This is a genomic window from Klebsiella sp. ZJOU C1 (assembly GCF_035620215.1).
Lineage (GTDB): Bacteria > Pseudomonadota > Gammaproteobacteria > Enterobacterales > Enterobacteriaceae > Klebsiella > Klebsiella variicola.
In genome coordinates this window covers 3106868-3129188 of record NZ_CP141644.1, presented here as the reverse complement: position 1 = coordinate 3129188, position 22321 = coordinate 3106868, and the positions used below count along the sequence as shown (strand labels likewise).

Annotated in this window: 21 protein-coding genes and 1 pseudogene; 18 read left to right on the top strand and 4 right to left on the bottom strand. The window is 54.9% G+C overall.

What is annotated here, in order from left to right; translation table 11 throughout:
- Nucleotides 1–2 precede the first annotated feature (2 nt).
- The 11 genes from SPE70_RS15050 to ccmI all read left to right on the top strand — a co-directional run bounded on the left by SPE70_RS15050 (nt 3) and on the right by ccmI (nt 9754).
- Nucleotides 3–1787, top strand: a complete 1785-nt coding sequence (locus tag SPE70_RS15050; protein WP_002908285.1) for a GMC family oxidoreductase — start codon at nt 3–5, stop codon at nt 1785–1787.
- A 10-nt stretch (nt 1788–1797) separates the two neighbouring features.
- Nucleotides 1798–3138 (top strand): c-type cytochrome, encoded by a 1341-nt coding sequence (locus tag SPE70_RS15045; protein WP_168443341.1) that lies wholly within the window; start codon nt 1798–1800, stop codon nt 3136–3138.
- An 83-nt stretch (nt 3139–3221) separates the two neighbouring features.
- The gene (ccmA, locus tag SPE70_RS15040) at nt 3222–3845 is read left to right on the top strand and encodes a cytochrome c biogenesis heme-transporting ATPase CcmA (RefSeq protein WP_012541448.1); all 624 of its coding nucleotides are present in this window, start codon (nt 3222–3224) and stop codon (nt 3843–3845) included.
- The gene (gene ccmB / locus SPE70_RS15035) at nt 3842–4501 is read left to right on the top strand and encodes a heme exporter protein CcmB (RefSeq protein WP_012541449.1); all 660 of its coding nucleotides are present in this window, start codon (nt 3842–3844) and stop codon (nt 4499–4501) included. Before ccmA ends, ccmB begins: the two co-directional genes overlap by 4 nt.
- A 49-nt stretch (nt 4502–4550) precedes the next feature.
- Nucleotides 4551–5288: a heme ABC transporter permease gene (locus SPE70_RS15030; protein WP_008804529.1), complete on the top strand. Its 738-nt coding sequence runs from the start codon at nt 4551–4553 to the stop codon at nt 5286–5288.
- Nucleotides 5285–5515: a heme exporter protein CcmD gene (gene ccmD, locus SPE70_RS15025; protein ID WP_064170322.1), complete on the top strand. Its 231-nt coding sequence runs from the start codon at nt 5285–5287 to the stop codon at nt 5513–5515. The genes SPE70_RS15030 and ccmD overlap by 4 nt, the downstream gene beginning before the upstream one ends.
- Nucleotides 5499–5957, top strand: a complete 459-nt coding sequence (ccmE, locus tag SPE70_RS15020) for a cytochrome c maturation protein CcmE (RefSeq protein ID WP_046882375.1) — start codon at nt 5499–5501, stop codon at nt 5955–5957. The genes ccmD and ccmE overlap by 17 nt, the downstream gene beginning before the upstream one ends.
- On the top strand, nt 5954–7906 hold the full coding sequence (locus SPE70_RS15015; RefSeq protein ID WP_064170321.1) for a heme lyase CcmF/NrfE family subunit: 1953 nt from the start codon (nt 5954–5956) through the stop codon (nt 7904–7906). The genes ccmE and SPE70_RS15015 overlap by 4 nt, the downstream gene beginning before the upstream one ends.
- Entirely contained in the window at nt 7903–8457 is a 555-nt protein-coding gene (locus SPE70_RS15010) for a DsbE family thiol:disulfide interchange protein (protein ID WP_324726344.1), read from the top strand. The genes SPE70_RS15015 and SPE70_RS15010 overlap by 4 nt, the downstream gene beginning before the upstream one ends.
- A gap of 11 nt (nt 8458–8468) precedes the next feature.
- The gene (locus SPE70_RS15005) at nt 8469–8915 is read left to right on the top strand and encodes a cytochrome c-type biogenesis protein (protein ID WP_014599186.1); all 447 of its coding nucleotides are present in this window, start codon (nt 8469–8471) and stop codon (nt 8913–8915) included.
- Nucleotides 8912–9754, top strand: coding sequence for a c-type cytochrome biogenesis protein CcmI (ccmI, locus tag SPE70_RS15000; RefSeq protein WP_136047337.1), 843 nt, complete (start codon nt 8912–8914; stop codon nt 9752–9754). The genes SPE70_RS15005 and ccmI overlap by 4 nt, the downstream gene beginning before the upstream one ends.
- 265 nt (nt 9755–10019) lie before the next feature.
- Here the strand turns inward: ccmI and SPE70_RS14995 are convergent, their stop codons facing one another.
- The 3 genes from SPE70_RS14995 to SPE70_RS14985 all read right to left on the bottom strand — a co-directional run bounded on the left by SPE70_RS14995 (nt 10020) and on the right by SPE70_RS14985 (nt 11690).
- Nucleotides 10020–10538, bottom strand: coding sequence for a GNAT family N-acetyltransferase (locus tag SPE70_RS14995; RefSeq protein WP_064170319.1), 519 nt, complete (start codon nt 10536–10538; stop codon nt 10020–10022).
- A 25-nt stretch (nt 10539–10563) separates the two neighbouring features.
- Nucleotides 10564–11025, bottom strand: coding sequence for a GNAT family N-acetyltransferase (locus SPE70_RS14990; RefSeq protein ID WP_023322784.1), 462 nt, complete (start codon nt 11023–11025; stop codon nt 10564–10566).
- A 62-nt stretch (nt 11026–11087) separates the two neighbouring features.
- Entirely contained in the window at nt 11088–11690 is a 603-nt protein-coding gene (locus tag SPE70_RS14985; RefSeq protein WP_004175741.1) for a helix-turn-helix domain-containing protein, read from the bottom strand.
- Nucleotides 11691–11733: 43 nt separating this feature from the next.
- On the opposite strand from SPE70_RS14985, the gene SPE70_RS14980 reads away from it, so the two are divergent.
- From SPE70_RS14980 to SPE70_RS14965, 4 genes and pseudogenes are all read left to right on the top strand, one after another.
- On the top strand, nt 11734–12429 hold the full coding sequence (locus SPE70_RS14980; RefSeq protein ID WP_064170318.1) for a B3/B4 domain-containing protein: 696 nt from the start codon (nt 11734–11736) through the stop codon (nt 12427–12429).
- Nucleotides 12430–12485: 56 nt separating this feature from the next.
- A pseudogene (locus tag SPE70_RS14975) lies at nt 12486–12932 on the top strand (dihydrodipicolinate synthase family protein); the annotation flags it as partial.
- A gap of 228 nt (nt 12933–13160) precedes the next feature.
- Nucleotides 13161–13523, top strand: a complete 363-nt coding sequence (locus SPE70_RS14970) for a TonB family protein (RefSeq protein WP_023318491.1) — start codon at nt 13161–13163, stop codon at nt 13521–13523.
- Nucleotides 13524–13701: 178 nt separating this feature from the next.
- Nucleotides 13702–14739: a S66 family peptidase gene (locus tag SPE70_RS14965; protein WP_064170317.1), complete on the top strand. Its 1038-nt coding sequence runs from the start codon at nt 13702–13704 to the stop codon at nt 14737–14739.
- 375 nt (nt 14740–15114) lie between these two features.
- Here SPE70_RS14965 and SPE70_RS14960 read toward each other — a convergent pair whose 3' ends face one another.
- A complete protein-coding gene (locus SPE70_RS14960) occupies nt 15115–16095 on the bottom strand; it encodes a quinone oxidoreductase family protein (protein WP_063105501.1) in 981 nt (326 codons plus the stop codon).
- A gap of 107 nt (nt 16096–16202) precedes the next feature.
- Here SPE70_RS14960 and SPE70_RS14955 point away from each other — a divergent pair, with 107 nt between their 5' ends.
- The 3 genes from SPE70_RS14955 (at nt 16203) to sfnG (ending at nt 22231) form a co-directional block, all read left to right on the top strand.
- Nucleotides 16203–17069 carry a LysR family transcriptional regulator gene (locus tag SPE70_RS14955; RefSeq protein ID WP_012541460.1) on the top strand — a complete coding sequence of 289 codons (867 nt, stop codon included), beginning with the start codon at nt 16203–16205 and terminating at the stop codon, nt 17067–17069.
- 487 nt (nt 17070–17556) lie between these two features.
- Nucleotides 17557–20454 (top strand): AAA family ATPase, encoded by a 2898-nt coding sequence (locus tag SPE70_RS14950; protein ID WP_168443343.1) that lies wholly within the window; start codon nt 17557–17559, stop codon nt 20452–20454.
- 649 nt (nt 20455–21103) lie between these two features.
- The gene (gene sfnG / locus SPE70_RS14945) at nt 21104–22231 is read left to right on the top strand and encodes a dimethylsulfone monooxygenase SfnG (protein WP_012541461.1); all 1128 of its coding nucleotides are present in this window, start codon (nt 21104–21106) and stop codon (nt 22229–22231) included.
- The last annotated feature ends 90 nt before the right edge of the window (nt 22232–22321 follow it).

Below are 22321 nucleotides of genomic sequence, written 5' to 3'. Positions count from 1 at the left end.
TTATGGCCACCGTATTGAAAAAAACCGATGTCGCGATCGTCGGCTTCGGCTGGGTTGGGGCAATCATGGCCAAAGAGCTGACCGAAGCCGGGCTCAACGTCGTCGCGCTGGAGCGCGGCCCGATGCGCGACACCTGGCCGGATGGCGCCTATCCGCAGGTGATTGATGAGCTGACCTACAACATCCGCCGCAAGCTGTTCCAGGATCTGTCGAAAAGCACTGTCACCATCCGGCATAACACCAGCCAGCAGGCGGTGCCGTATCGCCAGCTGGCGGCCTTCCTGCCGGGTACCGGCGTGGGCGGTGCCGGGCTGCACTGGTCCGGCGTCCATTTCCGCGTCGATCCCATCGAACTGCGGATGCGCAGCCACTATGAAGAACGCTACGGCAAAAACTTCATTCCCCAGGATATGATCATCCAGGATTTTGGCGTCACCTACGACGAGCTGGAACCCTTCTTCGATAAAGCGGAAAAAGTGTTCGGCACCTCCGGGACCGCCTGGTCGATCAAAGGCAAGGTGGTCGGCAAAGGCCGCGGCGGCAACGCCTTCGCCCCGGACCGCTCAGACGACTTCCCGCTGCCGGCGCAGAAAAACACCTGGTCGGCGCAGCTGTTTGAAAAAGCGGCACTGGAAGTGGGGTATCACCCCTATAACCTGCCGTCGGCCAACACTTCCGACTCCTATACCAACCCCTACGGCGCGCAGATGGGCCCGTGCAACTTCTGCGGTTTCTGCAGCGGCTACGCCTGCTACATGTACTCCAAAGCCTCGCCGAACGTGAACATCCTGCCGGCGCTGCGCCAGGAAAAACGCTTTGAGCTGCGGACCAACGCCAACGTGCTGAAGGTCAACCTGACCGACGACAAATCCCGCGCCACCGGCGTGACCTACGTCGACGGCCAGGGGCGCGAAATGGAACAGCCGGCGGACCTGGTGATTATCGGCGCCTTCCAGTTCCACAACGTGCACCTGATGCTGCTCTCCGGGATCGGCAAACCGTACAATCCGGAGACCGGCGAAGGGGTGGTGGGGCGTAACTTCGCCTACCAGAACATGACCACCATCAAGGCCATTTTCGACAAAGACACCTATACCAACCCGTTTATCGGCGCGGGCGGCAACGGCGTCGGGGTCGACGACTTCAACGCCGACAACTTCGACCACGGCGCGGCGGGCTTTGTGGGCGGTTCGCCATTCTGGGTCAACCAGGCCGGGACCAAGCCCATCTCCGGTTTCCCGGTACCGCCGGGCACCCCGGCGTGGGGCAGCAAGTGGAAAGCGGCGGTTGCCGATACCTACACCCATCACCTGTCGATGGATGCCCACGGCGCGCACCAGTCCTATCGGCAGAACTACCTCGATCTTGATCCGAACTACAAAAACGTCTTCGGCCAGCCGCTGCTGCGCATGACCTTCGACTGGCAGGAAAACGACATCAAGATGGCGCAGTTTATGTTCGATAAGATGGCGCCGATCGCCAAAGCGATGAAGCCGAAATATATCCTCGGCAGCCCGAAAAACGCCAACAGCCACTTTGATACCACCACCTACCAGACCACCCATATGAACGGCGGGGCGGTGATGGGGGAAGATCCGAAAACCAGCGCCGTTAACCGTTATCTGCAAAGCTGGGACGTGCATAATGTCTTCGTCATCGGCGCCTCCGCGTTCCCGCAGGGGCTGGGCTACAACCCAACCGGCACGGTGGCCGCGCTGGCCTACTGGTCAGCGAAGGCGATCCGCGAGCAGTATCTGAAAAATCCGGGACCCCTGGTGCAGGCATAAAGGAAGGCAGATGATGAAAATGCAATGGTTATCGGCCCTGGTGCTTGGGGCATTGAGCTGCGCGGCTTTTGCCGAAGAGGCGCCTGCGGACAGCAATCTGATTAAGCAGGGGGAGTATCTGGCGCGGGCGGGGGACTGTGTCGCCTGCCACACCAACGGCAAAACGGGGAAACCTTTCGCCGGCGGTCTGCCGATGGAGACGCCGATCGGCACCATCTACTCCACCAATATCACGCCGGATAAAGAACACGGCATCGGCGGGTACACCTTCGAAGAGTTCGACGACGCGGTGCGCAAGGGCGTGCGGAAAGACGGTTCCACGCTCTATCCGGCGATGCCGTATCCCTCGTTCGCGCGGATCAGTGAAGCTGACATGCGCGCCATGTACGCCTACTTTATGCATGGCGTGGAACCGGTAAATGCCGCCAACAAGGACACCGACATCCCGTGGCCGCTGTCGATGCGCTGGCCGCTGGCGTTCTGGCGCGGCATCTTCGCCCCGACGCCGAGCGACTTTGTCGCCAACCCGCAGGTTGACCAGGTGCTGGAGCGCGGCCGCTATCTGGTGGAAGGCCTGGGCCACTGCGGCGCCTGCCATACCCCGCGCAGTCTGACGATGCAGGAAAAAGCGCTCAGCGAAAGCGAAGGCGATGATTACCTGGCGGGCAGCAATGCGCCGATTGACGGCTGGGTCGCCTCCAGCCTGCGCGGCGAAAACCGCGACGGTCTGGGGACCTGGAGCGAGGCTGAGCTGGCCGAGTTCCTGAAAACCGGACGCAACGATAAATCGGTGGTCTTCGGCGGCATGAGCGATGTGGTGGAGCACAGTCTGCAGTATCTTTCTGATGACGACATCACCGCCATCGCCCGCTATCTGAAGTCGCTCCCGCCGCGCGGCGGCAAACAGACCCCAGCCCCGGTGGAAGACAGCGTGGCGAAAGATCTGTGGAAGGGTAACGACAGTAAAACCGGCGCCGCGCTGTACGTTGATAACTGCGCCGCCTGCCACCGCACCGACGGCGCGGGCTATAAACGCGCCTTCCCGTCGCTGAAGGGCAACCCGGTGGTACAGACCGAAGATGCCACTTCGCTTATCCATATCGTTCTGACCGGGAGCACCACGCCGGCGGTGAAAGATGCGGTCTCCAACCTGACCATGCCGTCGTTCGGCTGGCGTCTGGACGACCAGCAGGTGGCGGATGTGGTCAACTTCATCCGCACCAGTTGGGGCAACAATGCGCCGGCGGTCAGCGCCAGCGATGTGGCGAAGGTGCGTAAGGAGACCGCAGCGCACGATGAGAAGGCGTTAGGCAACGCCGATATCTCGAAGCTGCCGGGGGCCGGACAGTAATCGTCAGGGTTGCGTCGCCCGCGCGGCGCAACCCATACTTAGCCACGACGTAAAATACTGTCTGAATCAAGGAGTTTGCCTTCATGCTGCATGCAGAGCGACTGACCTGCATCGTTGACGATCGACCGCTATTTGCGGCGCTGACGCTGTCCCTCGCTGCCGGCGAGCTGCTGCAGGTCGCCGGTGATAACGGCGCGGGGAAAACCTCGCTGCTGCGGATCCTTTGCGGCCTGGCGCGCCCGGAAAGCGGGGTGGTGAGCTGGCAGGGGCAGCCGCTGGCGAAGGTCCGGGAGTCATTTCATCGTCAGCTGCTGTGGCTGGGCCATAAACCCGGCGTCAACGCGGCGCTGACCGCCGATGAAAACCTGCGTTTCTTCTTTCCATCCAGCCGCCTTCAGCAGCGGGAAAGCGCCCTCGCCGCCGTCGGCCTGGCGGGCTATGAAGACCTCCCCTTGAGCCAGCTCTCCGCCGGGCAGCAGCGCCGGGTGGCGCTGACCCGCCTGTGGTTAACCGACGCGCCGCTGTGGATCCTCGATGAGCCGTTCACCGCGCTCGACGCCACGGCGATGGAAACCCTGACCCGCCGCCTGGAGCAGCACGCCCGGCAGGGGGGAAGCGCGATCCTCACGACTCATCAGCCGCTGCGGCCGCTGCGCTGTCCGTTGCGCACCCTGCGCCTCGGCGGCGACGCGGGAGGCGGGCAATGATGCGAGCGCTGTTGGCCCGGGAACTGCGCCTGGCCTGGCGCAGCGGGGCGGAGATCCTCAATCCGCTCTGGTTCTTTCTGATCGTCATCACCCTGTTTCCGTTCGGCGTCGGCGCTGCGCCGCAGCTGCTGGCGCAGATTGCGCCGGGCGTGGTGTGGGTCGCCGCGCTGCTGGCGGCGCTGCTGGTGATGGATCGGTTGTTTCGCGACGACTGGCAGGACGGTTCTCTGGAGCAGCTGTTGCTCCTGCCGACGCCGCTGGCGGCGGTGGTGCTGGTGAAGGTGGTCGCCCACTGGATGATGAGCGGCCTGCCGCTGCTGATCGTCTCGCCGCTGGCGGCGCTGCTGCTGGGGATGAGTCTGCACGATGCCGGCGTGCTGGCGCTGACCTTGCTGCTCGGCACCCCGACGCTCAGTTTTCTCGGCGCGGTGGGGGTTGGCCTGACGGTCGGCCTGAAGCGCGGCGGCGTCCTGCTGAGCCTGCTGGTGCTGCCGCTGGCGGTGCCGCTGCTGATTTTCGCCACCGCGGCCTGCCAGGCGGCGGCCGCTGGGCTCCCGGTCAGCGGCTATCTGGCGATGCTGGCGGCGTTCTTAACCGCCAGCGCCACCCTGTGCCCGTTCGCCACCGCCGCCGCGCTGCGGCTGACCGTGCAATAATTCGCTGCGCCTGCGGGCGCGGCCATCATAACCGTGTGAGTAAGCGTCTATGTGGAAAGCGTTACATCAACTGGCGATCCCCGAGCGGCTGTACCGTCTGTGCGGATGCTGGATCCCCTGGCTGGCGGCGTTGAGCGCGCTGTTGCTGGTCATCGGCCTGGGGTGGGGCTTTGGCTTCGCCCCCGCGGACTATCAGCAGGGGGAAAGCTATCGGATCATGTACCTTCACGTCCCGGCGGCGATGTGGTCGATGGGGCTGTACCTGGCGATGGCCGTCGCGGCCTTCGTCGGGGTGGTCTGGCAGATCAAAATGGCCGACCTGGCGATCGCCGCCCTGGCGCCGGTAGGGGCGGTCTGCACCCTGGTGGCGCTGGTCAGCGGCGCGGCATGGGGTAAGCCGATGTGGGGAACCTGGTGGATCTGGGACGCCCGCCTGACCTCAGAGCTGGTGCTGCTGTTTCTTTACGCCGGAGTCATCGCCCTGTGGCACGCCTTTGACGACCGGCGGCTGGCCGGGCGCGCGGCGGGGATCCTCGTCCTGGTCGGGGTGGTCAATCTGCCCATCATTCATTACTCGGTCTACTGGTGGAACACCCTGCACCAGGGCTCGACCAACCTGCAGCAAACCATCGACCCAAGCATGCGTCTGCCGCTGCGGATCTGCATCTTTGCCTTCCTCATGCTGTCGGTCACGCTGACCCTGATGCGCCTGCGTAACCTGATCCTGCAGCTGGAGCGCCGTCGACCGTGGGTGGTGGCGCTGGTGAATAAAGGAGCTGCCCGATGAGCCCCGCTTTTTCGTCTTTCGCCGCCTTCCTGAATATGGGCGGCTATGCCGTGTACGTCTGGCTGGCGGTGGCCGTGGGGGTCGCCGCCTTTGGCTTGCTGACGGTGCACACTCTGTGGGCGCGGCGGGCGCTGTTCCATGAGGTACGACGCCAGCAGGCGCGCGAGCGGCGGATCGCTGCCGCCCGCGAACACGACAAGGAGGCCGCGGATGCAAGCGCGTCGTAAAACCCGGCTGTATATCGTGCTGGCGGTGCTCGCCGGCCTCGGGCTGACCGTCAGCCTGACGCTGTACGCCCTTAGCAGCAATATCGATCTGTTCTACACCCCGGGGGAAATTATCTACGGCAAAACGGAAACCCGGGCGCTGCCCCATACCGGGCAGCGGCTGCGGGTGGGGGGCTACGTTCAGCCGGGCTCCCTGCAGCGCGACCCGCAAACCCTCGACGTGCGCTTTAAGCTGTATGACGCCCGCGGGGTCGTGGACGTCAGCTATAAGGGCATTCTGCCGGACCTGTTTCGTGAAGGGCAGGGCGTGGTGGCCCAGGGCGTGCTGGACGGCGAGCGGCATATCACCGCCCAGCAGGTACTGGCTAAGCATGATGAAAATTACACGCCGCCGGAGGTGAAAAACGCCATGACGCCGGAGAAAACGAGGGCGCAGCCATGATGCCGGAGCTGGGCAACTTTTTACTGTGTCTGGCGGCGGGGCTGGCGCTGCTCCTGAGCATCTATCCCCTGTGGGGCGCGGCGCGGCAGGATCGGCGGCTGATGGCCCTGGCCCGGCCGCTGGCCTGCGGGCTGTTCGCCTGTATCGGCGGCGCCTTCCTGCTGCTGGTGCACGCCTTTGTGGTCAATGACTTTACCGTCCGCTACGTGGCGGAAAACTCCAACAGCGCGCTGCCGGTGTGGTATCGGGTGGCGGCGACCTGGGGGGCGCACGAGGGCTCGCTGCTGCTGTGGGTTCTGCTGCTCAGCGTCTGGACCTTCGCCGTCGCCATCTTCAGCCGCCGGATGCCGCTCGACGCCGTCGCCCGGGTGCTGGCGGTGATGGGGATGATCGCCTTTGGGTTCCTGCTGTTTATCCTCTTCACCTCCAATCCGTTCAGCCGCGGCCTGCCGCAGTATCCCATTGATGGCCGCGACCTCAATCCGCTGCTGCAGGATATCGGCATGATTTTCCATCCGCCGATCCTCTATATGGGTTACGTCGGCTTCTCGGTGGCTTTCGCCTTCGCCATCGCCTCGCTGCTGGCGGGGCGGCTGGATACTGCCTGGGCGCGCTGGTCGCGTCCCTGGACCCAGGCGGCATGGATGTTCCTCACCCTCGGCATCGTGCTGGGCTCGGCGTGGGCCTATTACGAACTGGGCTGGGGCGGCTGGTGGTTCTGGGACCCGGTGGAAAACGCCTCGTTTATGCCGTGGCTGGTGGGGACCGCGCTGCTACACTCCCTGGCGGTGACCGAGAAGCGCGGCAGCTTCCGCGCCTGGACGGTGCTGCTGGCCATCGCCGCCTTCTCCCTGTGTCTTCTGGGCACCTTCCTGGTGCGCTCCGGGGTGCTGGTCTCAGTGCATGCCTTCGCCTCGGATCCGTCGCGCGGGCTGTTTATTCTGGTACTGCTGATTGTCGCCATCGGCGGATCGCTGCTGCTGTACGCCCTGAAGGGCGGCCGGGTGCGGGCGCGGGTGGAACATACGCTGTGGTCGCGCGAGTCGTTCCTGCTTGGCAACAATATCTTGCTGATGGCCGCGATGCTGGTGGTGCTCCTCGGAACGCTGCTGCCGCTGGTGCATAAAGAGCTGGGCCTCGGCAGCATCTCCATTGGCGAGCCGTTCTTCAATACCATGTTCACCGCCCTGATGGCGCCGTTTGCGCTGCTGCTGGGGCTGGGACCGCTCATCCGCTGGCGGCGCGATGACGTCGCCAGGCAGATTAAGCGCCTAATTATCGCCCTGGTTGTGACGTTGTCACTTTCTCTGGCGCTGCCGTGGCTGCTGCAGGACCGTATCACCGCCATGGCGGTCATCGGCCTGATGATGGCCCTGTGGGTGCTGATCTTCGCCCTGATGGAGGTTCACGAACGGGCCACCCATCGCCACGGCTTCTGGCGCGGCCTGCGCACTCTGACCCGCAGCCAGTGGGGGATGGTGCTCGGCCACGTCGGCGTGGCGGTGACCGTTATCGGCATCACCTTCAGCCAGAACTACAGCGTGGAACGCGATGTACGGATGAGCCCCGGCGACAGTATCGATATCCACCGCTATCACTTTGTGTTTAATGGCGTGCGCAATATCGTCGGCCCCAACTGGACCGGCGGCGAAGGCATTATTGCCGTGACCCGCAACGGCCGCCCGGAAGCGACGCTGTATGCCGAGAAGCGCTTTTACACCGCCAGCCGGATGATGATGACCGAGGCGGCGATCAGCGGCGGGCTGACCCGCGATCTGTACGCCGCGCTGGGGGAAGAGCTGAGCGACGGCAGCTGGGCGGTGCGTCTGTACTATAAACCGTTCGTTCGCTGGATCTGGTACGGCGGGGTACTGATGGCCCTCGGCGGTCTGTGCTGCATGCTCGACCCGCGCTACCGGATGCGTAAGAAGCTGCAGGAGGCCTCATGAACCGGAAGCTACTGTTTATCCCGCTGGTGCTGTTTCTGGCACTGGCCGCTGCGCTGTTCTGGCAACTGATGCGCAACGCCGATGGCGATGACCCGACGACCCTCGAGTCGGCGCTGATTGGCAAACCGCTGCCGGAATTTCGCCTTGAAGCGCTGAATACCCCCGGCCAGACGCGGGACCGGCGCACGCTGATTGACGGCAAGCCGCTGCTGCTTAACGTCTGGGCCACCTGGTGTCCAACCTGTCGCGCCGAGCATCAGTTTCTCAACGGCCTGGCGCAGCAGGGCGTGCGGGTGGTGGGGATGAACTACAAAGACGATCGGCAGAAGGCGATGAGCTGGCTGCAGCGCCTGGGGAACCCGTACATGCTGAGCCTGTACGATGGCAACGGCATGCTTGGCCTGGATCTCGGGGTCTATGGCGCGCCGGAGACGTTTCTCATCGACGGTCAGGGCATCATCCGCTGGCGGCACGCCGGCGACCTGAACGAACGGGTGTGGCGCGAGGAGCTCCAGCCGCTGTGGGATCAATACAACCGGAGGGCGGGCTGATGAGATGTGCAATGGTCATCCTGCTGGCGCTGATGCTGACCGGCCAGGCGTGGGCCGCCATCGACACCTGGCAGTTTAAGGATGAGGCCCAGGAGCAGGCCTTCCGCGAGATCACCTCCCAGCTGCGCTGCCCGAAATGCCAGAACAACAGCATCGCCGACTCAAATGCGATGATTGCCGCTGATATGCGGCAGAAGGTGTACGAGCTGATGCAGCAGGGGAAAACGAAAGGGCAGATCGTTGACTATATGGTGGCCCGCTACGGTCATTTTGTCAGCTACGAGCCGCCCCTGACCGCGGGCACGGTGCTGCTGTGGCTGGGGCCGGGGCTGTTCGTGCTGGCGGGCGCGGGGGTGATTATCGCCCGCGCGCGTCGTCGCGACATTCCTGACGCGGCGCTCAGCGCCGAAGAGCGCCAGCGTCTGGCGGCATTATTGAAAGAAGGAAAAGAACGATGAGCCTGTTGGTGGTTATCGTCGCGCTGCTGCTGGCTGGCGCGCTGGGGCTGCTTTATTACCCGTGGCCGGGCAAAGGGGCGGTGGACCGCGATGCCCTCAACCGCGTCCTGTACCAGTCGCGTCTGCAGGAGCTGGCGCAGGAGCGCGGCGAGGACAACCCGGCGCTGGTCGTCGAGCTGCAGCGCACGCTGCTGACGGATATTCCGCCCCAGGCACAGCCTGGCGAACGGCCGCTAAGCCGCTGGGCGCTGCTTCCGGGCGCGCTGCTGCTGGTGGTTCTGAGTCTGGGCCTGTATCTGAAAACCAGCGATATTGGCCAGGTGCTGCTCTGGCAGCAGGCTGAACGGCATTATCCTGCGCTGTTGCAGCAGGTTAAGGACCCGACGGCGGCGCAGCTGCGTATGGATGAGCTGGCGGAGCTGCGGCTTGGCCTGCGCAGCCACCTGCAGACTACGCCGAACGACCTCGCCGGCTGGCAGCTGCTTGGGCGTCTTGGCCTGTTGTTGAACGATGGCGAGACGGCGATCGGCGCCTTTGGCCGGGCGCATGATCTGGCGGCGGATGACCCTGCGGCGGCTTTCGATTACGCCAGCGCGCTGGTGCGGGCGGGGGATAACGGTCAGGTTCGGATGGGCGAGTTGCTGCTGCGTGACCTGCATCAGCGGCAGCCGAACAGCCTGCCGGTGCTGGAGATGCTGGCCCTGAGCGCGGTGCGTAATGAAGATTACCCCGAAGCCGTGGCAGCCTTGCAGGCGTTACTGGCCCGGCTGCCGGAAGGGGATGCGCGGCGCGAGGCGATCGTCCGCCAGCTGGCGCAAGCGCAGCAGCAGGCGCAGTAACAGCCCGGCGGCGCTGCGCAGGCGCGGGCCAGGGGCATGCCACCAGAAGAGTACGGGCGGCCCTGTTTTTGTAGGCCGGGTCAGGCGCAGCCGCCACCCGGCAAAATAACGGCACAAGAGTGGCACAACCGCGTAGCCCGGATAAGGCGCCACGCGCCGCCATCCGGGATTTTCCGAGCCGGCGCTACGCTTAGCCGCTAGCGCGTGACATCTCCTGGTGTCGATCACGCCTGCTGTGTGCCAGAGCGGACGTCGTAATGTTTGTTCAGCTAACACCCGTTGAGCGTTTCATAATGATATCTCTCTGGGGATCTGTCCCAACCTGGAAGATATGTTCACCCACCTCGGTAAACCCAAGCTTACGGTAAAAAGAGATTGCCCTTGGGTTATGTTCCCAGACACCTAACCAGACAATATCCGATCCCTGTGCCGCAAATTCAGCAAAGCACTTGTGTATCAGCGCTTGTGCAAAACCTTTGCCATGATAAGGTTCATCGATATACAGACACAGGATTTCCCCGGCGTGAATGCTATTTACACAGGGAGGAAATGCTTCCCACCTCAGTTGGGCATACCCTATCAGTTTGCTTTCGTATTCGCAGACTAATGTAATCCAGTCTTCTCTGAGGATTTCTTGCAACTGAGTATCTGTTGAATAACTTGCCTGGCAGTGAAGCTCCATATCCTTCTGAGTATTACCCGCCTCAAGCGTTTTTCTAAAGGTGCGTTCGGCTAAAATGGCAAGCTCTTCTGCATCAGAGGGACGGGCCCTACGGATTAACATTTATCATTACTCTCAAAAAATAGTCTTACTTTTGCCCGGGTTTACGATAAATATCGGGTCGATTGATTTGCCAGACAAAATCAGGTTGGTTCAATGGGTTATACCCCAGCTTCTGGTAGAGCCAGGGCGCGCTAGAGGTTACCAGCATTATCCGTCGCAGGCGTGACATCACGGGATGGGCGTGACAGCATTCAATCAGCCAACGACCAAGACCACTTTTCTGATACTCGTTCAGCACGTAGACGTCGCACAAATAACCAAAAGTGGCATAGTCGGTGACCAGACGGGCGAAGCCGATTTGTCTTGTTCCATCCAGAAGCGCAAAACAAAGGCTGTTCTGGATTGATATTCTGACCGTTTCAGCATCAATGCCAGGCGCCCAGGACGATTGCGAGAGGTAATCGTGAATGGCTTCCTGCTGAAAAAAGGCGGGATCGGTTGTGACAGTAAACTGGCCTTGGGTAAAACGCAGATGCTGATTATCCACTAAACGACTCCTTGCAAACTTGCTTTGATGAGACAAGCCCTACAGGCATACCGGGCAACCACTCAGGATGTTTTCTCATGTACTGTCATGATAAATACCAGCGGGCTCTCCCCCTGGTTTTCGTAGAAATGAGGAACGTCCGTTCTGGCCGTTGCCGAACAGCCGGTTTTTACCCGATACAAATGGTCCTTTACCCCCAATGTGAGCGTGCCCGACTGAACATAAAACAGTTCAAGCGTTCCTTCCGTGTGGCCCGGTGAAGCAAACTTTTCCCCCGGCTGCATTTCCCACATCCAGAGCTCGGTCATATCAGGCCCACCCGACCCTGCGAGCAGTCTTGCTCTCCCGCCTTTTTCACCTTCCCACAATTCTGGGATCTCATCTTCAGCAATGAGATGCACAGTCGGTTTGGAACTGACATCCACAAAATCAGCCACCGAAACCCCCATCGCGGTAGCCAGGCGGCATAACAGAGCAATGCTGGGATTGGCCCGGCATCCTTCTATCTCAACCAGCGCTCCCTTGCTGACGCCGGCTCGACGGGAGAGTTCATCGAGGGAGATTTTCTTTTGCTTACGATACTGTTTAATTCGCTGAGATACGGCTTCATTCACCGTGTTGACGATAGCATTTGCATCGGTCATTAAATTGACTTTTTTGGTCATCGGTCATTATCATGGAATAAATTAGTCATTAAAGGATTATCACGTGTTAACCGTCTCTCCGTCAATTGCTCCTGAAATTTATCGTATTGCCCCAGGTTTTCGGGCACTCAGTATCTGCGTAAAAGCTGCGCCAGTGCTTCATCCCGACGCTGGAGAAATCGCGCTGCGGGAAGCCTGTGAAGCCGTTGTGGCCGGCGAACCGGAATGGGCGGGATCTCATCTGGCAGCCTGGGCCGACGTTTTTCAAAAGTTTGGTGCTAAACCTAAACGCACCCCTTGCTCAGCTGATGCGTTACGTAAGCGCGTATTACGTGACGGAACGATGCCCGCGCTCGATCCCATCGTTGATCTTTATAACGCCGTGAGTCTCCGCTACGCCGTACCGGTTGGTGGGGAGAATATCTCTGCCTATCAGGGTTCACCACGTCTGGCTGTGGCAAACGGAACAGAGCCTTTTGATACCGTCAAAGAGGGTGAAACGGCCGTTGAATATCCTTCACAAGGAGAGGTTATCTGGTGTGATGACACCGGCGTGACCTGCCGCCGCTGGAACTGGCGACAGGGGATCAGAACCCGTCTGGGCGTGGACGCTCAGCAAATGTGGTTCATTCTGGAAAGCCTGCCGCAGATGCCGCTGGAAAAACTGCACGAAGCCGGGAAGATGCTGACCGACGGCCTGGAAAAAATGATGCCCGGCCTGTGGTTTGACGTTGCTCTCATCGAAGAACAACAGCAGTAATATCCTTCAGGAGAAACAGGTATGTTTAGCGGTTATCGGCGTTTCCATTAACCCCAATAGCCGCCAGCGGCGTGGATGAAAAGGGGTTCAGCCATATGCTTTCCCGCCGTACAGATGCTCGGGTTGATTCTATGGGCATCCTGGGGTCAACCGCACGCTACGCCTATCTGACCCGGGAGCAGCGCAAGCGCGTAGCCACTCTGGCAAAACAGCATGCCGGGGACATCCCGGTTATGGTCTGTGTGGGATCGGTCCGTATCGACGCCATTCTACATCTGGCTGATGATGCCCAGGCAGCTGGCGCGAATGTCCTGTTACTCCCGGCGGTCAGCTACCAGTCACTCCGTGACGACGAAGTCTTCTCACGCTTCGAGGCCGTTACCCGGCACCTGTCTGTACCAGTGTGTATCTCTGATAATCCGGGCACGACGCATTTTACCTTTACGGACGAACTCCATGGTCGTCTCTCATCACTTAAGGGTGTTAGCTCGGTCATGTTCCCTGACGAGCTGACAGCTGGCAAAAGGAATCATTGATACACTCGCTCAGCTCCCACTAGTCCTGATAGCGAAACGACCCCGGGAATGGATGTGGTACGAAGCGCCTGGTAAGGAGGTCAAAGGGATTGCCGCTGAAGACGCGGTATTCACTGATCATTTCATCTGGTAGCCTGTCACTCGCGCCGTTGGTAACGTGAAGATTCATGGTTAATTTTGGAATTCGGACGATTTATGCAAGCTATCAGACTATTCACCCTGATTCTGCCATTGTTCCTGGCACTCTGCGCCGGTATACCGGCCAGCGCCAGCACACCTTCAGGCAGCATTTCCTCTGCAAACACAGCAATTACCACTCATGATAAGAACGGAAACCTCCTGCCGAATGCTCTGCGGATTCAGTATGATGTTGATTCAGATGGCAGAGTTCAGAATGTTAAGATACTGGAATCGACAACGACTCCGGAGTTTGAACATAAAATCATCGAGAAAATGATGAGTAAATGGCGCTTTGAAAAGGGGAAACCGGGAATAGCTAAAAGAGTAGTCGTCATGATCCAACCCAAATCAGCCGGCGGTCCCGCGAATAAGCAGTAAGCACTTTTGAGGATTAGTTGCCTGACGCATCATCTACGCCGGTAAAGTCCCTTGGGTGCCATGAGCAGACCTTTTAAAGGCTCATAGAAAAAACAAGCGGAGTGTTCGCCTGTTAATTTTACATCCTGGCTTTAATTATGGATTATGGAATTCTATATGTTCTGAAAAGGATTTATCCATGAGTGTCCTCTTTCCACCCAGGCTGGCTCCAGGAGATGTTATTGGTGTAACCGCTCCCTCTTCTGGCGTACCTGAACATCTGCATCCCAGACTGGAACTCGCCATAAAAAACCTAAAGAAAAGAGGTTACCAGGTCCGCGAAGGACGCTGCTTACGCTCGCAGCACAAAAATAAAAGCGCCACTAAATTTTCTCGCGTTGAAGAATTAATGTCTTATCTTACTGACCCAGATATAAAAGCTGTTATGCCACCTTGGGGCGGTGATCTGGCGATGGAATTACTTGATTTGATTGATTTTGATCTGTTGTCCCGGTCTAAACCAAAATGGTTTGTGGGCTTTTCAGATCTTAGTACACTTCATTTCCCACTGACGACGATATCGGGCTGGGCTACTTTGCATGGGCCGAACCTCATGGATCTTGGCGCTCAAAAGTTAGATGCCACCACTCAGGCCGTATGGGAAATTCTGGAATCGAATCGGGGAACTGTAATCAAACAGTACTCTTCAACAGCATTTCAAGCGGATGAAAATCAATGGGGAACAGCGTCAGACGGAGGTTTCAATCTGACCCAAAAAACACAGTGGAAACGCCTTGATGGTGTTACATCTTCTCTGACATTTAGCGGGAAACTGATCGGCGGCTGCCTCGAGATAATATCCAGGTTAGCAGGTACACCATTCGGGAATGTGCCCTTGTTCAAGGCGAGCAATAGCCCTCAAGGAATAATCCTCTATTTTGAAAATGTGGAAATGGCTCCCTGTGAATTAACACGCGCATTATTTAGCTTACGATTACAGGGTTGGTTTGATTACTTAAATGGTGTTCTTATCGGCAGAAGTGCTGCACCCGACGTAAGCGACCCGACTAAACATAATTATCTGGATGCCCTTAAAGCCGCTTTTGAGAATATTACCGTGCCCGTACTCTATGATGTTGATATTGGTCACATGCCTCCTCAAATATCCCTGGTAAATGGAGCCGATGCGACGGTATTTTTCGCTGAAAATGGTAGCTGGGTAACTCAGCAGTTGTAGATAAGGCAGTATTAATCACAAAGGCGGGCCTTGCTGTTCTTTTGCACTGAAGATCCGCTCTTCGTTCAGAGCGGACCTCACGGCGCTTCAGAGGGGCCGCGCTTTGTCAGAAATAGCCGTTTAACATGGCGATCGTTTACGTCGTGCATTAAGCAATGCCTGAGTGCCGGGAGCGGACATTGTATGAACGTTAGTGATTTAGCAGACTCATCCCCTTTATCTAATTTCTTGCATATCTCCCTGGCAGTACCTGAAGGAGACGACAAGGGGTGAACGATTGTCCTTAAGGGATATAAATCCAGCCGGGTCGTCACGTCACTGATACGGCATTCCTTTAAAGATGCCTGCGTCGCTTGTTTCATTCACGTCCGAGCCTTAAGCCTGAACCGTGAGAATAACGCTTCCTGTTGTATGACCCGCCTCCAGAACCCGGTGTGCTTCTGCTGCGTCGGTAAGGGTAAATTCAGCGCCAATGTGATTTTCAAGTCCTGCCGACAGCGCTGACATAAGGTCAGTAGCCCCTTTCCTGTATAGCGCAGCATCATCTGAATAGGCGAGTGAACTTGGTCGCATCAGTGCTATAGATCGGGCAAATCCCAGTTCTTCCACCCGCACGGGAGGTATGGGGCCGGCAGGCTGTCCAAGACTGGCGACAATGCCAAAAGGGCGGACCACGCCGAGCGTTCTGGAGAGCATTGTTCCTCCGATACCGTCGATGGCCAGATGTACACCATACCCTTCCGTGATGTCGCGGACTTTGTCCGGCCATGCAGCGTCGGTATGGAGCAAAACTTCACTCGCACCAGCAAGGCGGGCCGTTGCTACTTTTTCCTGTGAACCCGTTGTACCGATAACCCTGGCACCTTTCATCGTTGCCCAGCGGGTCACTATTTGCCCCAGCCCTCCGGCAGCAGAATGAACCAGTATCCAGTCGCCAGCCCTGACTTCCCTTACTTTGTTGAGTAACATATGCGCGGTAAGGCCCCGAAGCATCGTACTACCGGCTGTACGAGTGTCCACACCATCCGGGATCCTGATAAGGCGGCTGGCAGGTATATTGCGACATTCAGCATAAGCGCCCATCGGATTTCCCGTATAGGCAACGCGGTCTCCTGCTGCAAAGGACCTGACGTTACTGCCCGTTGCTGTGACGACTCCGGCCCCTTCAAAACCAGGCACCGCCTGGGGATAGGGCTGAGGGTAGAGCCCTGAGCGAAAATAGATGTCAACAAAATTCACGCCGATTATTTCGTGTCTGATACTGACTTCATCGGGACCGGGACTGACTAGCTCTCTTTCCACCGCTTTAAGAACCTCAGGTCCACCCGGCTGGCTAATAATCATTGCTAACGACATTATTTTTTCCTCACTTATAAAGTGAGAAAACTATAAATGAGTTTATTACAGGAAGAATACAGGTATAAAAGCACCATACATGTGTAAAAATGCACAAGAGGTGAGATATGGACTGGCAGGATTTACATTTTTTTTTCGCCCTTGCCCGGTGTGGTTCCCTGTCGGCCGCAGCCAGGGAACTTGGCGTAGACCATGCCACTGTGGGCCGCCGGATTGCGGCCCTTGAAAGTTCTCTGGGCCTGAGGCTCACAGAGCGTTTGCCACGCCGTACCACGCTTACCGGGCATGGGCGGATTATCGCCTCCGGCGCTGACGAAATGTACCGTATTGCAGACCGTATTCGAATCCAGGCGAGGTCATTGTGTGCCGAACCGGCCGTGCCTATAAATATCAGCGCGTCACCTGCCGTTGCAGCACACCTCATTGCGCCTGCTATAGCAGGATTCACCCGGAAACATCCGGGTATCACGTTGTCATTATCCGGCGTTTCGCACCATGTTCTTCTGAATAAAAGTGAGGCTGACATTGCGGTTCGCCTGGAAAGGCCTGACGATCCAGACCTGATGACAAGGCGTATAGGTACCATGCGCTTTGGTCTTTATGCTTCTCAGTTCTGGCAAGAAATTCCGCAAGAAGATTGGGTATTTATTGCTTATGACAGCACGCTTGCACATGTCACGCAGCAGCAATGGCTGGAATCACTGCTGAACGGGCGACGAGTTATCTTTCGGGCAAGCGATCTGATGGCGCAGCAACAGGCAGCCCGGAAAGGATTGGGCATCGTTACTTTACCCTGCTTTATGGGTGATAATGACAGCGAACTGGTAAGGCTGCCGGAAAATCTGCCTTCGCCCGTGAGGAACATTTGGCTGGTTGCCTACCCTGAAATTAAGCGCGATCGCTCTGCTGTCGTGGTGATGGATTTCCTGGCTGAAATCATTGGCCGGTCCTGCCCACCTGGCAAGGATATCTGATTTTTTTCTTGTTAATTACTTATGTTATATGACTGGCAGGGTTTCCCGTTAATTAATATCGGTGCCATTTGAGTGATATCTCCGTCAGGTATGATTCAAACTCACCTGTTCCATTTTCACTTACGGCAGGCATGATGGCTACGCAGTCTGTCCGCTGCGTGTAAAAAACGGGTGTTAATGATATGGATAACCCCCCCTCGAGGCATTCTCGCATCTCCGCTTCTCGCTCAGACTGGATCTTAAACTCAACTGGACGGTCTGCTCTGTGCCAGTAGCGGAACTTTCTAAAATGGTCTGTACTAACCAAAGGGAAGTATGTCAGCCGTGATTTGCCATGAAAGCAGGATTACTCATAAAAAATGACGTCATCCCTATTTCAGTTGTCTCAGAAAGATGCGATAACAGGTTATAAAGCAAATAGCAGAGCATGAACATTGAGATAAGTGTCACAGATCAGAAATTTTCAATACTCTTATTGGGGCTAAATATGAGCAGAGAAAAGGCTTTCGAAAAATTCAAGGAAGTTCAGGAACGGTATATTGCTCGGAAAGATACTCTTTTTGAAGCAAATGAAGCTGAATGCCGCTTACTAGTGATAGATGAGATCCTAAATATACTGGGTTGGAATAAAGAAGAATTTACGCCGGAAGCGTATTGCAGAACAGCGGGGTATGCCGATTATATACTTAGTACGGAAAGAACACCTCGCCTTGTGGTTGAAGCCAAAAAAATCGGCGTGACCTTCGGGCTCCCCAAAAACAGCTTAACTTTGAATGAATACACTGTCGCCTATCTTAAAAAAGCATTCAATAAGAAAATTTCCGAGGTGCTCGATCAGGCACAAAGATATTGTGTAGAAAAAGCGGTTCAATATGCATTAATCACAAATGGTGCAGAGTGGTTTGTTTGCCCAATGCTGCCAAAAGCAGGTAAGACAACTGACTCGATGAAAGGCGTTTATTTTGGGAATATCTTTGGAGATGAGTTTTCGTTTGATCTCATGTATAATCTGATCTCTAGAGAGAGCACAGAAAAGAATAATCTGGACAGCTATCTCTCAGAATTGAATCATATACCGTCAGAAGTCTGTTACATGCTCAAAGATCATGTTCATGATTTCATTTGGGATAGTAACAAAGACAATCAATGGATCGATGATTTTTATGAAAACTTTTTCTCCCAGATAACAGAAAAAAATCAGCGAAAAATGCTGGAGCACTGTTTTGTCAGTGACTCTAAGTTGGATCAGTTTAAAGGAGAAATAAAAAGAGCGTTAAAAGATTCAAAACCCAGTTTTCTTCCGAATGATGCGTTAGACCTCTCACCCTCTGAAGGTAAAGACTTCATTCTAGAGCATCATACGGGTAAAGTTATCATCATTACTGGTGCCGTTGGATGTGGAAAGACCACTCTGGTGACTAAATGTTTAGTTGAAGCAAGACAGCACAAGAACATATATGCAACCCCAATCATCATAGATTTGATAAATGATGTATCAAAACATAGCATTGATGTGAAAAACATCGTATTCAATTATCTGCATGACAAGATAAAAAACGAGTATGAAAACGAGTTTACATTAGATGAACTACGCATCACATTTGCGCATGAAATTAAAGTGTTAAAAAATGGCCCCTACAAGGATATTTTTTCCAAAAATCCAGAAATGTTTATGGTCAAAGAAGCTGAACTACTGGAGAAGGAAAGCGCCAACCGGCAGAGTCTGGTTTTAAAAATATTCCAGAAACGTGTCAAGGAAAATAAATCTGTTATTATTGTGATTGATAATGTCGACCGAGCTTCTGAATCGTTTCAAGAGGAAATTTATGCTTTATCTCATCTAATAACCCAAGCATCGGGAGCAACAGTCATCATCACACTCAGGGAGTTCACCTTTTTTAAGAATAAAGATAAAGGCTTTCTGGACGTTAGGCCAGAAGACAAGATCATTCATCTCAAATCACCGGACTTTAACAAACTAATTTCCACTAGGATAAAGTATATTAAAGAATGTCTGAATGAAGACTTTAGGATTAGAGACTGGAGAAAAAAATATCAGCTTCAAGATTTTTTGGGTAAAATGAATTTCTACGCTGATGTGTTGAGGAAAAATCTTCAACTGTCGAATGAGAGTATGCCCATTCTGGAAATATTATCCTCCGTATCATGGCATAATATCAGAAATTTTTATCAATTGATTAAACACGTACACTACCAATTGGGAAACAAGTCAGCATGGCGTAAAAAGGATGTTATCTCCACGCTCACCTACCATCCCGATCACACGGAAAAAGCATATATACCGAATGTTTACCTGCCCTATCAGAACGTAAACCAGTGCTACTTCCTGAAGTTAAGAATACTCTACTTTTTGAATGATGCAGTTTCTCCCGGCGAAATTGCAAAAGGAATTAGCCTTGAAAGGATAATCCGTTTCGCATCACTTTACGGTTATAAAAAAGACTGGATTAGCAAAGCAATTGAGAGTTCGGTTAAAGAAAGGATTATTGAATGCATTGAACTACCCTCTGACAGCGACTTCAACATAGAGTACACAGTTAGCTCGGTCCATACATTTCGGATATCGCCTTTAGGAACTTGTTTGATACTTGATATCTGCCATACATCAATTTACCTGTCTTTAACTTCTCTTTATTTGCCTTTCCATGAAAAAAAACCATATAACGAAGCAAAACAAGAACTCACCAGACTGATTAATGCGATTTACAATGATAAGAGTATTAACACCAATCATGAGATTATTGATCTGGTCGAAGATAGTCAGATACCAGTTATAATATCAAAATATCTGTCATCAGAGTATTTAAGAGAAAAGCTAACTTTATCATTGCTGAGAACTCAAACAGACGTACTCTTAACGGAAAAAAGTATAAATCGACTGGTGGCATCGTTCAGTCGTAACATAGGTAACAACGACGAGTTTAACGCTAACCGTGAGAAAATCGATCACGGTAATTTCTCCTTCGATTTCGGCGATGGAATTGAAAAAAACAGCGTATCCGATGAAGAGATAGATATCCCACCTTCATTCAAGCCATTATCTCTTGAAAATGTTATGTCCTGCGGAAGTGAGTATATTCCTCTCATCTTTGTCGCCTTGGTGATACGAGCTTATCTTGGTTTTGAGACCAGCATTGGCACTCAGATTACAGAAACAATTAACGACCACATAGTAAATGATGACAATAAAAAATATACAAATAATGTTTCACGCGCGCTGCGTTCTAACTCTCTAATCAAACAGAAATGGTTGCTGATTAGAACGGATTTACATCCTAAGTTCAGGAAGTTTTCACTGAGCAGTACTTGGCAGTCAGAATGGATTGAAATATTCGGTGAAGAACCGCCAGACATCGAAATTTGACGCGGGGGCATGTAAGCATCCCGGTAAAACGAACCATTCACGTTTAGGGATCTTCCGACATACTGATTATGTCCTCTGAGGAGATCACCATGCGTAAAGCCCGATTCATCGAACACCAGATCATTGCCGTTCTGAAGTCCGTCGAAGACAGACGTACCGTTAAGGGGGCAGTTTGGATATCAAAAAATATTGTACGTTAAGGCTGTATTTTTGACCTTTCGACTTTAGCTGGTCTCAGCCGACGAAACCACTGCGGGGTTAATGAAATTGCCGTCGTAGTTGCTTATTTCATGCTTGTCAGAAACGACAGCATCCGTAATCAGACCTGCTGTTATCCAAATTAATGTCAGGATAAATTTATCTTCCGGCAAGTTGTATAAGTTGCATTTGCAACATATGCGTAACCAGGCATGTTGCAAATGCAGCAGATAAGTTCCTTTCTTTTTTTATAATTAGCTGTTTTTAAAAAAATTATTTCGCCTCCTGTTTTGGCATGCATTCTGCAAACACCTTTATAACCAAAAGCTGTCTTTTTATTTTCGAAAGGCAAAAATCGTTATATAGAAAGATGGTAATTCGCGGCTACAGCAACTCGCCTGCGACGCGTTGTAAGGCGGACAGATAAATTCATCAATGACGGGAGTGCCCTATGTCCATTTCAGAGCCAGGTAATCATCCGCTGCAGTTCGCCTATTGGGTGCCGAACGTGTCGGGCGGGTTAGTGATCAGTAATATCCCGCAGCGTACCAGTTGGGATATCGACTACAACCGTAAGCTGGCGCAAATTGCTGAACGTGCCGGTTTTGACTATGCGCTTACGCAGATCCGTTTTACGGCCGGCTATGGTGCCGACAACCAACATGAGTCGGTCTCTTTTTCGCAGGCGCTACTCGCATCAACTGAAAATCTGAAAGTGATCGCCGCCTTGCTTCCCGGCCCCTGGAACCCCACTCTGGCAGCAAAACAAATCGCCACTATCAGTCATCTGTACGGCCCGCGCATCGCGGTCAATATCGTCAGCGGCTGGTTCCGTGGTGAGTTTAAAGCTATCGGCGAACCCTGGCTGGACCATGAAGAGCGTTACCTGCGTTCAGAAGAGTTTATCCGTTGCCTGCAGGGCATCTGGCGCGAAGACAGCTTTACCTTTGCCGGCGATTTCTATCGCTTTCGTGATTATTCCCTCAAGCCCAAGCCGCTGGCGCCGCTGCCGGAAATTTTCCAGGGTGGTAGTTCGCGTGCCGCGCGGGACATGGCCGCGCGCGTTTCCGACTGGTATTTCACCAACGGCAACACGCCTGAAGGCATCAAAGCACAGGTGGATGACATCCGGCGTAAGGCGGCACAAAACCAGCATCAGGTGAAGATCGGGGTTAACGGCTTCGTTATTGCGCGTGAAAGCGAAAAAGAGGCGCAGGCGGTGCTGCGGGAAATTATTGATAACGCCAATCCGGACGCGGTGAAAGGGTTCCAGCACGAAGTGAAAAACGCCGGCAGCGCATCGCCGGAGGGCGAGGGCAACTGGGCCAAATCCAGCTTTGAAGATTTGGTGCAATACAACGACGGCTTTAAAACCAACCTGATTGGCACGCCGCAGCAGATTGCAGAGCGCATCATTGCGCTCAAACAGTCAGGCGTCAATCTGCTGCTGCTGGCATTCCTGCATTTCCAGGAGGAAGTCGAGTTCTTCGGAAGGGAAGTGATCCCTCGGGTGCGTGAGCTGGAAAAGCAATCTCAGCCTGCTATAGCCCACGTCGTGCCAGAAGCCCTCAAATATTGATGCTTCGTTTCCCCGGGATGCTTACACTTACAAACCAAAAAAAAGCCCCTGCGCGAAAGCAGGGGCAAGCCATGTCAGAGCTTATTTTTT

Excerpts from the sequence above, each read along its gene's own strand:
- SPE70_RS15050 (WP_002908285.1), top strand. The coding sequence starts at position 3 with ATGGCCACCGTATTGAAAAAAACCGATGTCGCGATCGTCGGCTTCGGC.
- SPE70_RS15045 (WP_168443341.1), top strand. The coding sequence starts at position 1,798 with ATGATGAAAATGCAATGGTTATCGGCCCTGGTGCTTGGGGCATTGAGC.
- ccmA (WP_012541448.1), top strand. The coding sequence starts at position 3,222 with ATGCTGCATGCAGAGCGACTGACCTGCATCGTTGACGATCGACCGCTA.
- ccmB (WP_012541449.1), top strand. The coding sequence starts at position 3,842 with ATGATGCGAGCGCTGTTGGCCCGGGAACTGCGCCTGGCCTGGCGCAGC.
- SPE70_RS15030 (WP_008804529.1), top strand. The coding sequence starts at position 4,551 with ATGTGGAAAGCGTTACATCAACTGGCGATCCCCGAGCGGCTGTACCGT.
- ccmD (WP_064170322.1), top strand. The coding sequence starts at position 5,285 with ATGAGCCCCGCTTTTTCGTCTTTCGCCGCCTTCCTGAATATGGGCGGC.
- ccmE (WP_046882375.1), top strand. The coding sequence starts at position 5,499 with ATGCAAGCGCGTCGTAAAACCCGGCTGTATATCGTGCTGGCGGTGCTC.
- SPE70_RS15015 (WP_064170321.1), top strand. The coding sequence starts at position 5,954 with ATGATGCCGGAGCTGGGCAACTTTTTACTGTGTCTGGCGGCGGGGCTG.
- SPE70_RS15010 (WP_324726344.1), top strand. The coding sequence starts at position 7,903 with ATGAACCGGAAGCTACTGTTTATCCCGCTGGTGCTGTTTCTGGCACTG.
- SPE70_RS15005 (WP_014599186.1), top strand. The coding sequence starts at position 8,469 with ATGGTCATCCTGCTGGCGCTGATGCTGACCGGCCAGGCGTGGGCCGCC.
- ccmI (WP_136047337.1), top strand. The coding sequence starts at position 8,912 with ATGAGCCTGTTGGTGGTTATCGTCGCGCTGCTGCTGGCTGGCGCGCTG.
- SPE70_RS14995 (WP_064170319.1), bottom strand. The coding sequence starts at position 10,538 with ATGTTAATCCGTAGGGCCCGTCCCTCTGATGCAGAAGAGCTTGCCATT.
- SPE70_RS14985 (WP_004175741.1), bottom strand. The coding sequence starts at position 11,690 with ATGACCAAAAAAGTCAATTTAATGACCGATGCAAATGCTATCGTCAAC.
- SPE70_RS14970 (WP_023318491.1), top strand. The coding sequence starts at position 13,161 with ATGCAAGCTATCAGACTATTCACCCTGATTCTGCCATTGTTCCTGGCA.
- SPE70_RS14965 (WP_064170317.1), top strand. The coding sequence starts at position 13,702 with ATGAGTGTCCTCTTTCCACCCAGGCTGGCTCCAGGAGATGTTATTGGT.
- SPE70_RS14960 (WP_063105501.1), bottom strand. The coding sequence starts at position 16,095 with ATGTCGTTAGCAATGATTATTAGCCAGCCGGGTGGACCTGAGGTTCTT.
- SPE70_RS14955 (WP_012541460.1), top strand. The coding sequence starts at position 16,203 with ATGGACTGGCAGGATTTACATTTTTTTTTCGCCCTTGCCCGGTGTGGT.
- SPE70_RS14950 (WP_168443343.1), top strand. The coding sequence starts at position 17,557 with ATGAGCAGAGAAAAGGCTTTCGAAAAATTCAAGGAAGTTCAGGAACGG.
- sfnG (WP_012541461.1), top strand. The coding sequence starts at position 21,104 with ATGTCCATTTCAGAGCCAGGTAATCATCCGCTGCAGTTCGCCTATTGG.